The 14,820-nt window shown below is 62.4% G+C and carries 13 protein-coding genes; 3 read left to right on the top strand and 10 right to left on the bottom strand.

Translation table 11 applies throughout. The features are described 5' to 3' along the window. Position 1 precedes the first annotated feature (1 nt). Positions 2-988 (bottom strand): secretion protein HlyD, encoded by a 987-nt coding sequence (hlyD, locus tag REA38_RS05385; RefSeq protein WP_308885229.1) that lies wholly within the window; start codon positions 986-988, stop codon positions 2-4. An 18-nt stretch (positions 989-1,006) separates the two neighbouring features. Then, the gene (cecR, locus tag REA38_RS05380) at positions 1,007-1,705 is read right to left on the bottom strand and encodes a transcriptional regulator CecR (RefSeq protein ID WP_041033964.1); all 699 of its coding nucleotides are present in this window, start codon (positions 1,703-1,705) and stop codon (positions 1,007-1,009) included. Between the two features lie 297 nt (positions 1,706-2,002). On the opposite strand from cecR, the gene rhlE reads away from it, so the two are divergent. The 3 genes from rhlE (at position 2,003) to dusC (ending at position 5,469) form a co-directional block, all read left to right on the top strand. Next, complete coding sequence (gene rhlE, locus REA38_RS05375) at positions 2,003-3,379, top strand: ATP-dependent RNA helicase RhlE (protein ID WP_033637514.1); 1,377 nt, start codon at positions 2,003-2,005, stop codon at positions 3,377-3,379. 113 nt (positions 3,380-3,492) lie between these two features. Continuing rightward, positions 3,493-4,452 carry a D-2-hydroxyacid dehydrogenase family protein gene (locus REA38_RS05370; RefSeq protein ID WP_103829744.1) on the top strand — a complete coding sequence of 320 codons (960 nt, stop codon included), beginning with the start codon at positions 3,493-3,495 and terminating at the stop codon, positions 4,450-4,452. Between the two features lie 84 nt (positions 4,453-4,536). Next, on the top strand, positions 4,537-5,469 hold the full coding sequence (dusC, locus tag REA38_RS05365) for a tRNA dihydrouridine(16) synthase DusC (RefSeq protein ID WP_308885227.1): 933 nt from the start codon (positions 4,537-4,539) through the stop codon (positions 5,467-5,469). A gap of 41 nt (positions 5,470-5,510) precedes the next feature. On the opposite strand, the gene REA38_RS05360 is transcribed toward dusC, so the two are convergent. From REA38_RS05360 to REA38_RS05325, 8 genes are all read right to left on the bottom strand, one after another. Further along, the gene (locus tag REA38_RS05360) at positions 5,511-5,777 is read right to left on the bottom strand and encodes a hypothetical protein (protein WP_033637517.1); all 267 of its coding nucleotides are present in this window, start codon (positions 5,775-5,777) and stop codon (positions 5,511-5,513) included. Between the two features lie 246 nt (positions 5,778-6,023). After that, complete coding sequence (gene fbpC, locus REA38_RS05355; RefSeq protein WP_033653496.1) at positions 6,024-7,070, bottom strand: ferric ABC transporter ATP-binding protein; 1,047 nt, start codon at positions 7,068-7,070, stop codon at positions 6,024-6,026. A gap of 11 nt (positions 7,071-7,081) precedes the next feature. Next, positions 7,082-9,160, bottom strand: coding sequence for an iron ABC transporter permease (locus REA38_RS05350; RefSeq protein WP_308885226.1), 2,079 nt, complete (start codon positions 9,158-9,160; stop codon positions 7,082-7,084). A 67-nt stretch (positions 9,161-9,227) separates the two neighbouring features. Then, entirely contained in the window at positions 9,228-10,259 is a 1,032-nt protein-coding gene (locus REA38_RS05345; protein ID WP_033647097.1) for an ABC transporter substrate-binding protein, read from the bottom strand. Then, positions 10,256-11,584 (bottom strand): MFS transporter family glucose-6-phosphate receptor UhpC, encoded by a 1,329-nt coding sequence (gene uhpC, locus REA38_RS05340; protein ID WP_275429459.1) that lies wholly within the window; start codon positions 11,582-11,584, stop codon positions 10,256-10,258. Before uhpC ends, REA38_RS05345 begins: the two co-directional genes overlap by 4 nt. A gap of 60 nt (positions 11,585-11,644) precedes the next feature. Beyond that, the gene (locus REA38_RS05335) at positions 11,645-13,186 is read right to left on the bottom strand and encodes an MASE1 domain-containing protein (RefSeq protein ID WP_308885224.1); all 1,542 of its coding nucleotides are present in this window, start codon (positions 13,184-13,186) and stop codon (positions 11,645-11,647) included. Then, positions 13,186-13,815, bottom strand: coding sequence for a response regulator transcription factor (locus REA38_RS05330; protein ID WP_033647090.1), 630 nt, complete (start codon positions 13,813-13,815; stop codon positions 13,186-13,188). Before REA38_RS05330 ends, REA38_RS05335 begins: the two co-directional genes overlap by 1 nt. A gap of 123 nt (positions 13,816-13,938) precedes the next feature. Continuing rightward, the gene (locus tag REA38_RS05325; RefSeq protein ID WP_103829741.1) at positions 13,939-14,703 is read right to left on the bottom strand and encodes an arylamine N-acetyltransferase; all 765 of its coding nucleotides are present in this window, start codon (positions 14,701-14,703) and stop codon (positions 13,939-13,941) included. Between the last annotated feature and the right edge of the window lie 117 nt (positions 14,704-14,820).

The following is a 14,820-nucleotide window of genomic DNA, read 5'->3' as shown; positions in this document are numbered from 1 at the left end:
CTCAGGGTTTGGCGAAGCGCAGGGTGACCGGCATGCCCTGGCGCAGCGCGTCATCGGCGTCGGTGACGATCACCCGCAGGCGGTACACCAGATCGGTGCGCAGATCCGGCGTTTCAACGCTTTTCGGCGTGAATTCGGCGGTCGGCGAGACGAAGCCGATCTTGCCGTGATAAGGCTTGCCGGGGCGGCCGTCGGTGTAGATCTCCAGTTCGGTGCCGGGCACCGCCTGGCTCAGGCTGGTTTCGTTGACGTAGGCGCGCACCCACACCGGCCGGGTCAGCGACAGGGTGAAGACCGTGCCGCCGGCGCCGAGCATGGTGCCTGGCTCCACCGCGCGGGTCAGCACCGTGCCGGCGGAAGGGGAAACCAGCGTGGCGTCTTGCAGGTTCAACTGTGCCTGCGCCAGCGCCGCCTCGCTCTGCGCCACGTCGGCCTTGGCCTGTTCGATTTCTTGCGGGCGGTTGCCGCTGCGGTATTGCGACAGCTTGTCCTTCGCCGCCTGCAGGTTGGCCTGCGCCTGATTGCGGGCGGTGCGCGCATCCTCCAGCGCGTCGGCGGAGGTGGCGTTTTTCGCCCACAGCCCCTGCTGGCGTTTCAGGAAGCTGTCGGCGTAGACGAAGGCGGACTGGCGCTGCGCCATTTCCGACCGCACCTGGGCGATCTCTTCGGCGCGGTAACCGGCCTGCAGCAGCGACAGCTTGGCGCGCGCGCTGCCGACGTTGGCTTCGGCCTGCTGCAGCGCGTTGCGGTAGGGGGCGTCGTCCAGCTTACCGAGCAGCTGGCCCGGCTGAACGGCATCGCCCTCATCCACCGTCAGCGACGCCAGGCGGCCGTCGACGCGAAAGCCGAGGTTCACCGTGCGGATGTCGACGTTGCCATACAGCGTCAGCGGCTTATCCTGCTGCTGTTGGTAATGCCATACCCCGTAAGCGGCGGCCGCGATCAGCAGAATTAACAACACGATCAAGGCACTGCGTTTTTTGTTCATAACACTCCCTGCCTGAATTTACGCGCCGTGACGTTGGCGCAGCCCAACAACCAGAATCTCGATATGCTCGCTCAGCACCGCCGCGATTTGCGCCGCTTCGCCCTCGCCAATCTCTTGCCAGCCGGCCTGACGGCGGATGGTTTCGCGCGCCACGCGGAACGACAGCACCTCGCCGATCAGCGCATGGGTATGCAGCACGAGGCGGGGGGCGCGTTCGTCGATGCCGGTGGCGGCCGCCAGCAGGCGGCACAGCCGCTCGTGCATCGGCGCGATCACCTGGCTGTGGATCAGCGGGTAGGCGTCGGTCGGGGCGAGCTGTTCGCGCGACATGATTTTGCTCAGGTTCAGCGTGTGCGGCTGGGTCATCAGTTCGCTGAAGGCCAGCAGGCCACGCTGCAGCAAACGCAGCGCCGCGTCGGGTGAGCGCTGCGCGACGGGCTGTTGCCAGAAGCGATCGACCTCTTCGGCCAGCGGGGCGAACGCCTGCTGGATGAAATCGGCGAGCGACTGCGCCACGGCCAGGTACAGCCCCTCTTTGGAGCTGAAGTAATAGGTGATGGCGGCGATGTTCTGGCCGGCGCGCTGGGCGATATCGCGGGTGGTGGCGCCCTGCAGGCCATATTCGCCGAACAGGTCGGTCGCCGCGGCGAGCAGCTGCCGGCGCGCTTGCTCGCCGCGCGCCCGGCCGGCGGCCTGATGAGGTACGGAAGCTGGCATGGGTCACGCTCGAAGTTAATCAATCATATGATTAACTTTATGCCAGATTGTTTAAAATGCAACCGCCAATCACAATGCGTTATGTGATCGGCTTCAGACAATGCTGAATTTACGGCAGATTGTGCTCTCCACGCGTAAAAGTGCTTTTTATTGCGCGACTTCTGTTACAATCGGCGCCTGGTGCACTGCAGTTTGTGCCAATCCCTCGTGGTCATGCTTAATGCCCCGTCTGATCATCCTCCCAGGAAACTGCACCGAACACCGTTAGGTTAGGGGGGATCTGGAGTTTTTCTCTTTATGTCATTTGAAACCCTCGGCTTAAGTGCTGAAATTGTGCGCGCTGTTGAAGAACAGGGCTATCGCGAACCGACGCCAATTCAGCGTCAGGCTATTCCTGTCGTGCTGGAAGGTCGTGACCTGATGGCCAGCGCCCAGACCGGCACCGGTAAAACCGCCGGTTTTACCCTGCCGCTGTTGCAGCTGCTGAGCAAGCATGACCATCCGGTCAAGGGCCGTCGCCCGGTGCGCGCGCTGATCCTGACGCCAACCCGTGAGCTGGCGGCGCAGATCGGCGAAAACGTCGATGCCTACAGCAAACACCTGCGCCTGCGTTCGCTGGTGGTGTTTGGCGGCGTGAGCATCAACCCGCAGATGATGAAGCTGCGCGGCGGCGTCGATATCCTGGTGGCGACGCCGGGTCGTCTGCTGGATCTGGAACATCAGAACGCGGTTGACCTGTCCAAAATCGAAATTCTGGTGCTGGACGAAGCGGACCGCATGCTGGACATGGGCTTTATCCACGACATCCGCCGCGTGCTGGCCAAGCTGCCGGCCAAGCGTCAGAACCTGCTGTTCTCCGCCACCTTCTCCGACGACATCAAGGCGCTGGCCAACAAGCTGCTGCACAACCCGGCTTCGGTAGAAGTGGCGCGCCGCAACACCGCGTCCGAGCAGATCGAACAGAGCGTGCATTTCGTCGACAAGAAGCGTAAGCGGGAACTGCTGTCGCAGATGATCGGCGAAGGCGACTGGAAACAGGTGCTGGTGTTTACCCGCACCAAGCACGGCGCCAACCACCTGGCGGAGCAGCTGAACAAAGACGGCATCACCGCCGCGGCGATCCACGGCAACAAGAGCCAGGGCGCCCGTACCCGTGCGCTGGCGGACTTCAAAGACGGCCGCATCCGCGTGCTGGTGGCCACCGACATCGCGGCGCGCGGTCTGGATATCGACCAGCTGCCGCACGTGGTGAACTACGAGCTGCCTAACGTGCCGGAAGACTACGTGCACCGTATCGGCCGTACCGGCCGCGCGGAGCGCACCGGCGAAGCTATCTCGCTGGTGTGCGTGGACGAGCACAAGCTGCTGCGCGACATCGAGCGTCTGCTGAAGCGTGAAATTCCACGCATCGCGCTGCCGGGCTACGAGCCGGATCCGACTATCAAGGCCGAGCCGATCATCAACGGCCGCCAGGGTGGCGGGCGCGGTGCGCCGCGCGGCAACGGCGGTGGCCAGCGTTCCGGTAATGGCGGCGGTCAGCGCAGCGGTAACGCGAACGGCGGCCAGCGTGAAAACCGCGGCAACGGCAACGGTAACGCCCGCCCGCAGGGTGACGGCCAGCGCCGTTCCGGCGCGCCTTCGCGCCGCCCGCGCAATCGCAAACCGGCCGAATAAGCCTGATTGCTCTAAGAGTAAGCCGCCGATACGGGCGGCTTTTTTTTGCCTGGCGGAAAGGCATTTTCGTACTAGGCTGGACGGTGGCTACCCCTAGATTCCAGGAGACGGAGATGAAATTGAAGTGCGCAATTCTCGATGATTACCAGCAGGTGGCGCTCAAGATGGCGGACTGGTCGGCGCTGGCCGAGCGGGTGGAGGTGTCCGCCATCAGCGCGCACTTTACCGATGAGGCGGAGCTGGCGGTGCATCTGCAGGAGTGCGACATTCTGGTCATCATGCGCGAGCGCACGCCGATGACCGCCTCGCTGCTGGCGCGGCTGCCGAAGCTGAAGCTGCTGATCACCTCCGGCATGCGCAACGCCGCTATCGATTTGGCCGCCGCCGCCGAGCGCGGCGTGGTGGTGTGCGGCACCAGCAGCGGGTCGGCGGCGCCGATGGAGCTGACCTGGGCGCTGCTGCTCGGGCTGGCGAAGCATATCGTGCCGGAAAGCGTCGGGCTGCAAAACAACGGCCCGTGGCAGCGGGATCTCGGCGTCACCCTGCAGGGGAAAACGCTGGGGCTGCTGGGGCTGGGCAAGATCGGCGGCCAGATGGCCCGGGTGGCGCAGGCGTTCGGCATGCGGGTGCTGGCCTGGAGCCAGAACCTGACGGCGGAAAGGGCGGCGCAGGAGGGGGCTGAACTGGCGCCGTCCAAACGGGCGTTGTTCGAGCAGAGCGATTTTGTCTCTATCCACCTGGTGCTGAGCGATCGCAGCCGCGGGCTGGTGGGGCGTGACGAATTGACGGCGATGAAGCCCACCGCTTACCTGCTCAACACCTCGCGTGCGGCGATCGTCGATCGGGCGGCGTTGGTGGACGTGCTGCAACAGCGGAAGATTGCCGGCGCCGGGCTGGACGTGTTCGAGACGGAGCCGCTGCCGGCCGACGATGTGTTTCGTCAGTTGCCCAACGTGCTGGCGACGCCGCACGTGGGCTACGTGGCGGACGACAACTACCGCGCCTACTTCACCGAGGCGGTCGAGGATATTGCGGCGTTCCTCGCCGGCCAACCGATCCGCCGGCTGGGCTGACGGCGCTTTTAATGCCCGCGGAGGCTTGTCTGGCGCGGGCATTCACCCGTATCATTGCGGGTCTTTTTTTAGCTGGGATTGGTCATGCGCGTATTATTGGCTCCGATGGAGGGCGTTCTCGATTCTTTGGTGCGTGAGTTGCTCACCGAGGTGAACGACTACGATCTGTGCATCACCGAATTTTTGCGCGTGGTCGATCAGCTGCTGCCGGCCAAGTCGTTCTACCGGCTGTGCCCGGAGCTGCGCCACGCCAGCCGCACGCCGTCGGGCACGCTGGTGCGCGTACAGCTGCTGGGGCAGCACCCGCAGTGGCTGGCGGAGAACGCCGCGCGCGCGGTGGAGCTGGGCTCTTACGGCGTCGATCTCAACTGCGGCTGCCCATCCAAGCTGGTGAACGGCAGCGGCGGCGGGGCGACGCTGCTCAAAGATCCGGAATTGATCTACCAGGGCGCCAAAGCGATGCGCGCGGCGGTGCCGACTCATCTGCCGGTCACGGTGAAGGTGCGTTTGGGTTGGGACTCCTCCAACCGCAGTTTTGAAATCGCCGATGCGGTGCAGCAGGCGGGCGCCAGCGAGCTGACGGTGCATGGCCGCACCAAAGAGGACGGCTACAAGGCGGATCGCATCAACTGGGCGGCGATCGGCGAGATCCGTCAGCGGCTGAGCATTCCGGTGATCGCCAACGGCGAGATCTGGGATTACCGGAGCGCGCAGGATTGCCTGCAGACGACCGGCTGCGACGCCATCATGCTGGGGCGCGGCGCGCTCAACGTGCCGAACCTGAGCCGGGTAGTGAAGTACAACGAACCGCGTATGCCCTGGCCGCAGGTGGTTGAGCTGCTGCAAAAATACGCCCATCTGGAAAAGCAGGGCGACACCGGCCTGTATCACGTGGCGCGTATCAAACAGTGGCTGGGCTATTTGCGCAAGGAATATGACGAAGCCGCCGAACTGTTCAGCGAAATACGCGCGCTGACGACGTCAGGGGATATTGCGCGCGTCATCTGCCGCAGCTAAAAATAAACCCGCACGCGGCGGGTTTATTTAAATCGGTATTATCAGGCGGCGTTGTCGAGACGGTTCAATTCTATCTCGATATCCTGAATGGTTTTTTCCAGCCCTTCCAGACAGGCACCCTGTTTATTCAACAGGTCGTTAATGGCTTCGGCGAATGCCTTATTTTTGCATTCCCCCTGATCGAAGGCCAGCCAGTGTGCGGAGAGCGTCTCGGTATTCGACTGCGCATAGTGGCGCATTTCCTTCAGCTGGGAAGCGACGTTGCGTAAATTATCCAGCTGCGCCTGTGCGTTTGCATTGTTGCTCATGAATTTCTCCTTGAGTTGGCCGTTAAATAATTTCGACTGCGGGATAAAGCTTACCCTATCTAAATAAAAATATCACCCTTGTCGGCCCTGGCAGTTATTTTTGAATGAATGCGGCTGTATTTATTTTTCGATTGAACAAGGACTTGGGTGGAATTGTAAAAATAGATAAATACGGTTTTTGAGACGGTTATTTCCGGCCATTCTATGCGGAATGGCCGTTATTCTAACGCTTAAGAGTGATGCTTATTATGCTGCGTCCGCCAGCATAAACATGCCGTAGGGGTGAATTTCCAGATAATAATGTTCGCCGACGTTCGGCTGCAGGCGAGTGGCGTTAACCTGCAGCAAAATCTGCTGCCCATGCCACGCCACCGTCACCTCATACTGCGGCCCCATGTAGGCGACATGCTGGATCACGCAGCGCTGGCTTTCCTCGCCGTGCTCGCTCAGCGTGATCGCTTCCGGCCGCACGCCCACCGTGCCGGCGCCTTCGGTGGCAAAGTGCGCGGGGCGCGGCAGGCGATAGCCGCTGATATCGACATAGTCCGCGCTGAAGCCGGCCGGGAACAGGTTGGCGTCCCCCATGAAGCTCGCCATAAAGCGCGACGCCGGCTGCCGATAGAGATCCTGCGGCGAGCCTATCTGCATGATATGCCCCTTGTTCATCACCAGCACGGTGTCTGAGACCGCGAAAGCCTCGCTCTGATCGTGGGTGACGTACAGCGACGTGATATCAAACTGCTTTTGCAGCTCGCGGATCTTTTCGCGCATGCTGCGGCGCAGGTTGGCGTCGAGGTTGCTCAACGGCTCGTCGAACAGCAGCACTTTCGGCTTGAGGATCAGCGCGCGCGCCAGCGCCACGCGCTGCTGTTGGCCGCCGGAGATCTGATCGACATAGCGATCGTCGAACCCCGCCAGATCCACCATCGCCAGCGCTTCCTGCACGCGTGCTTTCACTTCGGCGCGCGGAATGCCGAGCATCTTCAGGCCATAGCCGACGTTTTCCCCCAGCGACATGTGCGGGAACAGGGCATAAGACTGGAACACCATGCAGATGTCACGCTGCTGGATGGAACGATGGGTGACGTCTTCGCCATCAATGAATATCTGCCCGTCGCTCGGTTTCTCCAGCCCGGCGACCAGGCGCAAAATGGTGGTCTTGCCGCAGCCGGAAGGGCCGAGCAGCGTTACCATCTGCCCCCGAGGGATGGTGAGCGCGATGTTATCGATCACCGTGTTGCTGCCGAACCGTTTGGAGACGTTGCGCAGTTCAACGAAATTTTTCTGGCTCATCATGGGCTCCATTACGCCTGGTTTTTGGCTTTTGAACGGGAGATGCGTGCCTCGCCGATCAGCCAGTCAAAGAGGAAAATAATCGCCAGCATCACCACGATCAGAATTGAACCGTAGGCGATCGCCACCCCGTATTCGCCGTCTTCCACGCGGTTGAGGATGTATGCGGTGGCCACGCGGGTATCGGGGGTGACCAGGAAGACGATGGCGCTGACGGTGGTGATGGCGCGCACGAAGCTGTAGATCAGCGCCGACAGGATCGCCGGGCGCAGCAGCGGCAGCAGGATGTGCGTGATGGTGCGCAGCGAGCCGGCGCGCAGGCTGAGCGAGGCTTCGTCCAGCGATTTGTCTATCTGGCCCAGCCCGGCGATCCCGGCGCGAATGCCCACCGGCACGTTGCGCATCACCATCGAGATAATCACGATGGCGGCCGTCCCGGTGAGGTACACCGGCGCGCTGTTGAAGGCGAGAATGTAAGAGACGCCGGCCACGGTGCCCGGCACCGCAAAGCACAGCATGGTGGTGAACTCGATGGTCTTTTTGCCCCTGAACTGCTGGCGCACCACGATCCAGGCGATCAGCAGGCCGAAGGCGGCGGTGATCGGCGCGGCGATCCCGGCGTACAGCAGCGTGTCGAGCAGCGAAGGCCACGCGCCGTCGCTCATACCCTGGCCGAACAGCTTGATGAAGTTATCCAGCGTCAGCGTGTAATCCACTCCCCAGTTGACGGTGAAGCTGCCGTAGAAAATGCTGCCGTAGAGCAGGGCGTTAAAGGCTACCCACACCGCCAGCAGCGCGATCACGCCCCACACCAGCGTGACCGGCAGCGGCTGTACGTCACCGCGGTAGGATTTGCCGGACACGGTGACGTAGGAACGCTTGCCGATCCACAGGTACTGAATGCAGAACACCAGCAGCGAGAACAGCAGCAGGAAGGCGCCGAGGGTGCTGGCGGCCTGATAGTCGAGCTGCGAGCCGGTGATGTAGAAATAGATTTGCGTCGCCAGTACGTCGAAGTTGCCGCCGAGCACCAGCGGGTTGCTGAAGTCGGCCAGCGATTGCACCACCACGATCAGAAACGCGTTGGCCAGCGCCGGTTTCAGCAGCGGCACGAACACGCCGTTAAAGGTTTGCCAACGGCTGGCGCGCAGGGTGTAGGAGGCTTCTTCCAGCGAAGGATGAATGGTCTTGATCGCGCCGTCGAGGATCATGAACGCCATCGGTGTGAACGCCAGCACCTGCGCCAGCCAGATGCCGGTAAAGCCGTACAGCCAGTTGGTGTTGGTTAGGCCGAACCAGGCCACCATCCACTCGGTGACGTAGCCGGAGCGCCCCATCATCAGCGTGACGCCCAGGCCGACGACGAACGGCGGCGTGACGATGGGCAGGATGGAGAAGATGCGGCCGATAATGGCGCTGCGCCTGGCGATGCGGGTGGTGTAAATCGCCAGCACCAGGCCGAAGAAGGTGCAGCCGGCGCCCACCGCGATCGACAGGGCGATGGAGTTGAGGATCACCTGAACGATATGCGCCTGCGACAGCACGTTCATAAACGCCAGCGGCGCGAACGCACCCGTCTGGTCGGTGAACATCGGAATGAAAATCGCGATGCTCGGCCAGACGATGAAGACGCCGATCAGCGCCACGATGGTGACCAGCGCGCCGATAACGAAACGGTCGCCGCCCAGCCATTCGAGGCGGGTCAGCGCCAGCGTCATGATGGCGCCCAGCGCGGTCAATTGCACTAGGGTGGCGTAGCCTAAACCGCGCCCCGCCACCGTGGCGCTGACGACGATAAAGGCCATGCACAGCAGCGCCCAGCCGGCATCGAACGCGTGGCGCCGCCGCCGTTCACCGCCCGCTGGGGTGTAGGGGCGAAGCAGCAGGAGGCTCGGCAACAGGCACCATAGCCAGCTGACATTGCGGTGTGACCAGCCGTAGGCCGCGAGGATTTCATCGCCGGTGGACTCCAGCAGGCCGTAATCCAGGCTCCAGCTCGGCAGCAGGGCGAACGCCAGCCAGCCAAGCAAGACCCAAAGGAATATCGCATCTCGTTTTTTCACGAGATGGAGAGCATGTGTATGTGACATAAGTTTCCCGGATGTTCAGGCCGGGTAAGGCGTGAGGCTTACCCGGCAACAGGCGCAGAATGCGGGTTTATTTACCCATCTTGACTTCGCTGACCCATTTGTTGATCAGCGCCTTGCGGACCTCGGTCGAGCCGTATTTGTCCATGTCGTAGTTGATCAGCTTCAGATCGTCGAGCTTCAGCGAGTTCGGCGAGGTAGCGGCGGTGGTATTGGTCAGGATCTGATAAGACTTGCCTTTCTGCCATGCCAGTTCCTGCGCCTCCTTCGACAGCACCCAATCCACGAACAGCTTGGCGTTGTCGAGGTTGCGCGCGCCTTTGAGGATGCTGACGCCGCCGATTTCGTAGCCGGTGCCTTCACAAGGCGAGATCAGCTCAAGCGGCGCGCCCTGTTCCTTTTCGAGCGAGTAGTCATGCAGGAAACCGATGCCGATTGCCGTTTCGCCGCGGGCGGCGTTGCGCGCCGGGGCAATGCCGGATTTGGTGTACTGCGAGACGTTGGCGTTCAGCTGCTTGAGGTAATCGAACGCCTGATCGTCTCCCCACAGCTGGGCAAAGGTCGCCAGCGCGGTGTAGGCGGTGCCGGAGCTCTGCGGATCGGCGATTTGAATCTCGCCTTTGTATTCCGGCTTGGTCAGGTCTTTCCAGCACTTGGGCACCGGCAGGTTTTTCTCTTTCAGGCGCTGGGTATTGACGCCAAAGCCGAGAATGCCGACGTAGACCGCCGAGGAGTAGTTGCCTTTCAGCTTCGCCGGATCGCGGAATTGTGGCATCACCTGTTCGAGGTTTGGCGATTTATATGGCTGCAGCAGCCCCATTTCACCGGCCTGGGATTGCGGATCGAGCGTGCCGCCGTACCAGACGTCCGCCTGCGGGTTTTTCTTCTCGGCGTCCACTTTCGCCAGCGTGCTGCCGGAGCCGTTGCGGATGAACGAGGTTTTCACGTCATATTTCTCGCCGAAGGCTTTGGTTTCCGCTTCGCACATTTCATTGGTGGCGCTGCAGTAGACCACCAGGCGGCCCTTGGCATGCGCGGCGCCGCTCAGCGTGGCCAGCGCGATGCCGGAAGCTATCAGGGTAGTGACTAAGGTTTTTTTCATTGTTTTATCCTTCTCTCGGTAGAGGTGGTAACGCTCGCCATCAGCAGCGGCATCAGCAATAAACCCATAAGAACGGCGGCGATCGACAGCAAACTGAACATGCCTGACCAGCCGTAGCCTTCGATGATCTGCGACAGCGGCCAGCCCGCCAGCGCAGCCCCCAGGTAGGCGAACAGGCCGAGAAAACCGGTGATGGAGCCCGCTGCGCCTTTGTGCCCGCATTCCACGGCGGCGAGGCCAATCAGCATCTGTGGGCCGAAGACAAAAAAGCCCACCGCAAAGAAACAGCCCGCCAGCAGCGCGTAGTGATGCACCGGCGCCAGCCACAGCGCGGCGACGGAAACCATCAGCCCGAGCGTGAACAGCAAAATCATCGGCGCGCGCTGCCCGCCGAACAGCAAATCCGAGCCCCAGCCGGCGAACAGCGCGCCGAGCAGGCCGCCTACCTCGAACAGCATCACCGTGGCGTTGGCGCTGAGCAGGTTGACGCCGTGGCTTTCCGTCAGCCAGAGATTGCCCCAGTCGTTCAACGCGATGCGGATCAGGTAGACCAGCACGTAAGAGACGCCGAGCAGCCAGATCATCGGGTTCTTCAGCATCGTGGTGCGCAACATCTGCCACAGCCCCATCGGCGGGCTTTGCTGTTCCTGGCGCAGTTCCAGCGGATCGTGGCGCCACCGGCCGACCGACGGCAGGCCTTCTTCCTGCGGCGTGCCCGTCAGCCGCCGCGTGAGCCAGATGCCCAACACCATGCTGACGGCGCCCGGGATCAGCATCGCCGCCTGCCAGCCCCAGCGCTGGGCGGCGAAGGCGCTGATCAGCGGCACGATCGCGCCGCCGAGGTTGATCGACATATTCCAGCAGCCCCACCAGAAGCCGCGCTCGTTGCGCGAATACCAGTGGGTCAGCAGCCGCGCGCAGGGCGGCCAGCCCCAGCCCTGAAAGAAGCCGTTCAGCGCCCAGACCGCCAGCAGCAGCGTCAACGATTCGCCGAAGGCAAACGCCACGTTCAGCAAGCCGGTGGCGCACAGGCCGATCCCCATAAACTTGCGCTGCCCGTGGCCGTCGTGCCACAGTCCGGCGGCGAATTTCGACAGGCCGTAGCTCAGGTAAAACAGCGAGCCGAGCAGGCCGATGTCCCCTTTATCCAGCCCCAAATCCGTTTGCAGCGCCGGCAGCACGTAATTCACGCTTTTGCGCGTCAGGTAAAAGGCGGCGTACCCGATGACCATGTACAGCAGCAGTCGCGGGCGCAGCGCGCGGTAACGATGATCGATTTCAGATGCCGAGCGTGCCTGCATAGCCGCCTCCCTGGTGCTGACTATAAGAAGGTGAAAGGGAAAGGGGATGAGAGAAAGTCCGGAGTGGCTAAGACTTTTTCCTAGTTAGTCGATGGTTTGTTGCAAATTTGTGGGCAGGTTAACAATTACCCTCGTGCCGCAATGCGTTTCCAGCGTCAGCTCGCCGCCCAGCGCGCTGACCCGCTCGCGCATCCCCTGAATGCCGAGGCCGGGCGCCTTGTCCACGCGGATGCCGACGCCGTTGTCCCGCACCTCGAGGTGCAAAAGCGCGCCCTGTTGATACAAGACGATGGCGACCTCGCTGGCTTCGGCATGTTTGCACACGTTGTTGAGCAGCTCTTGCAGCAGCCGGTAGAGGGTGAAGCGCACCGTTTCGCCGGCGGGCGTGTCTATGAGCCGGTAGTCGAAACGGCAGCGGATGCCCCGTTCGGCAAAGGCGAATTCGCTCAGCAGGTGGTGAAGCGCCTCTTTGAACGCCAGTTCGTCCAACGCGGGCGGGCGAAGCTGGCGCAGCAGCTGGCGCGTGGAGTGATGAATGCGCCGGGCGAGCTCGCTTATCTGGTGCGCGGCGGCCTGGGTTTGCGCCGGATCGCGCGCCCGTTTGACCAGCTGCGACTGGATTTGAATCGCGGTGATGTTCTGGCCGATTTCATCGTGCAGCTCGCGCGCCAGATTTTTCCGCGTGTCTTCTTCGGTGTGGATCAGTTTTTCGGTCAGCGCCCGCCGCGCCGCCAGCTCTTCTTCCAGGCGACGCTGATAGTGGTGCAGGTTTTGCGCCAGGTGCTGCTGGTGGCTGATGGCGATGCCCAGGCCGATGCCGAGCAGCGCCTGCGTAGCCAGAAAGATTTCCAGCTCGACCAGATTGCCGAACCCCACGCCGACCTGCCGGGCGAGGGTGATCATCATGCTGCCGAGCAGGCCGGACAGCACGCCGCCCTGCCAGCCGAACTTCCACGCCATCACCACGTTCGGCAGAAACACCACGATCAGCAGCAGGCGTTCGATTTCCGGCGACAGCACCATCTGCGTGCCGATGCCGATAACGAAGAACAGGCTGCACCAGATGATTAAGGACGCGCGCAGCGGCGGGTTGGGGGTGTCCAGCCCCAGCAGGTGGTAACGGTGCTGCTGGCGCAGAAATTCAAAGATCAGATAGACGAACGGGGTCAGCAAGACGCCGCCGGTAAACGACGCCAGGCCAAGCAGCATCGCCGGGCTTGGCACAAACGGCGAAAGCAGGGCGGTGTTGAGCAGCGAGGCGGCGGTCACCGCTGCCAGCAGCAGCGTCAGCCGCTGCCAGTAGAGCGGAAAACGGTGCCAGAGTCGTTGCGCGACCGCGGCCGGAAGCAGGGTGATAAACGGCGCGGCCAGCAGGCCGTAGCCGCTCAGCAGGCGTTCGCCGTGCAGCCAGAACAGCAACAGCACCGGCGGAATTATCAGGGCGGGCCAATAGCGGCGCGCCAGCAGGATCAGCAGCGCGAGATAGACGCCGTGCGGCAGAAACAGCGCCGCCTGGTTGCCGTTGTGGGTCAGATAGAAGCCGAGCGTCCACAGCATCAGCCAGCCGCTGCCCCAGGCCAACAGGATAAATAGCGAGATAACCCAGGGCCGGAGTTTGGGCGACATCAATGCCCCGCCAGCAACTGATGGTCGAGGGCGAAATGCACCAGCTCGATGGTGCTGTTGCACTGCAACTTGCCCAGGACGTTGGCGCGATGCACGTGCACCGTTTTATGGCTGAGCGCGAGCTTGAAAGCGATCTCCTTTACGCTGTCGCCTTTGACCAGCAGATCGAAGATTTCACGCTCGCGCGGGGTCAGCGCTTCCAGCGCCGTGGCCGGCTGCTCGCCGCCGCGCAGCGCCCGCAGCGCGTCGGCGCACAGGTAATGGCCGCCCATATCGACGGAACGCACCGCCTGCACCAGCTCTTCCGGCCCGCAGCGTTTGGTCAGATAGCCGCTGGCGCCGGCGTCCAGCGCGCTTTGCACGAAGGTGGGGGAGTCATAGATGCTGAGGATGATCGCACGGAACTGCGGCTTCTGCGCCCGCAGGCGCTTCAACAGGCTGAGGCCGTTTTCATCCGGCATGGCGATATCCATCAACGCGACGCTGACGTCGTCGCGCAGCAATGCCGGCCAGGCCGCCGCCGCGCTGCTGTATTGCCCCACCACGTCGAGATCGTCCTCGAGGCTGAGCAATTGCGCAAAGCCGGAGCGCACCACCACATGGTCATCCACCAGTATCACACGGATCATTTTTCGCACTCTGTTGCCGAATCATGGCCCTATGATGCCTGCCGCCGCGGTGCTGGCAATCAGCCAAGCGCGGTTATGCAATCGGTGTAACAGAATCGTAATAAAAGGGCGCCGCCTGCGCCGTCAACGATCCAAATCGATGGCGAAATGCTGCCACAGCGCGGTGCGCCGCTCCTCTTCCGAATGCAGCGTCGTTTCGTGGCGCTGATGATCTTCGGTCACGATCAGCTTCATGTCGCTGAGGGTCACCCGGCCGTGGTCCGTCGGCCGTGAACACACCAGGCGCTGGGTGAAGTGCGACTGCGGCGAGGTGCTGTGGAAGCGGCACATCTCGTCGAACTCATGCAGCTCGCGCGGCTGAACGGTAAAGCGATACAGGGTTTTGGCATGCGAACGTTGGTCGCCGTTGCGGCGCTCCAGCAGGTAATAGTCACCTTCCCGCTCCAAGTGGAAGGTGCCGCTGGCCTGCGGTTGCGGCTCGGCGGCGACGATCTTCAGCGGCGTCAGGAAGGAATCGCCGAAACCGACGTCCACCAGCCAGGCCTGGCCCGCCAGATCCACCCGCAGCGCCAGATGGTCGTAGGGCGGGCCGAAATGGCCGTCGCGCGCGCGGATCTCGCCGGAGATGAAGCTCACCTTGAAACCGATCTCCCGCAGCAGCAGAGCGAACAGCGCGTTCAGCTCATAACAGAAACCGCCGCGGTTGCGCTCGACCACCTTGCTGAACAGCGCCTCCGGCGCCAGCTGAATACCCTGATGATAAATAATGCTCAGGTTCTCGAACGGGACGCTCAGCATGTGGCGATGGTGCAGCTGTTGCAACGTGGGGAGGTCAGGGCGGGCGGCGCCGGTAAAGCCGATATGCTGCAGGTAGCGTTGGGTATCCACAGGGAGTCTCGCATGAGAAAAAGTAGGCATAAAATAGCGGGCTTTGCGGCTTTTGTGAGCGCATTACGTGCTGCGCTGTCGCTGCTGCCGCAAACTGTCACTGGCCGGCGTTAGCCT

Source organism: Serratia sp. MF1(2023), from assembly GCF_030954545.1.
GTDB classification, from domain to species: Bacteria; Pseudomonadota; Gammaproteobacteria; order Enterobacterales; family Enterobacteriaceae; genus Serratia; species Serratia sarumanii.
The sequence above is the reverse complement of the archived record's forward strand: the minus strand, read 5'-3'. Positions and strand labels throughout refer to the sequence as shown.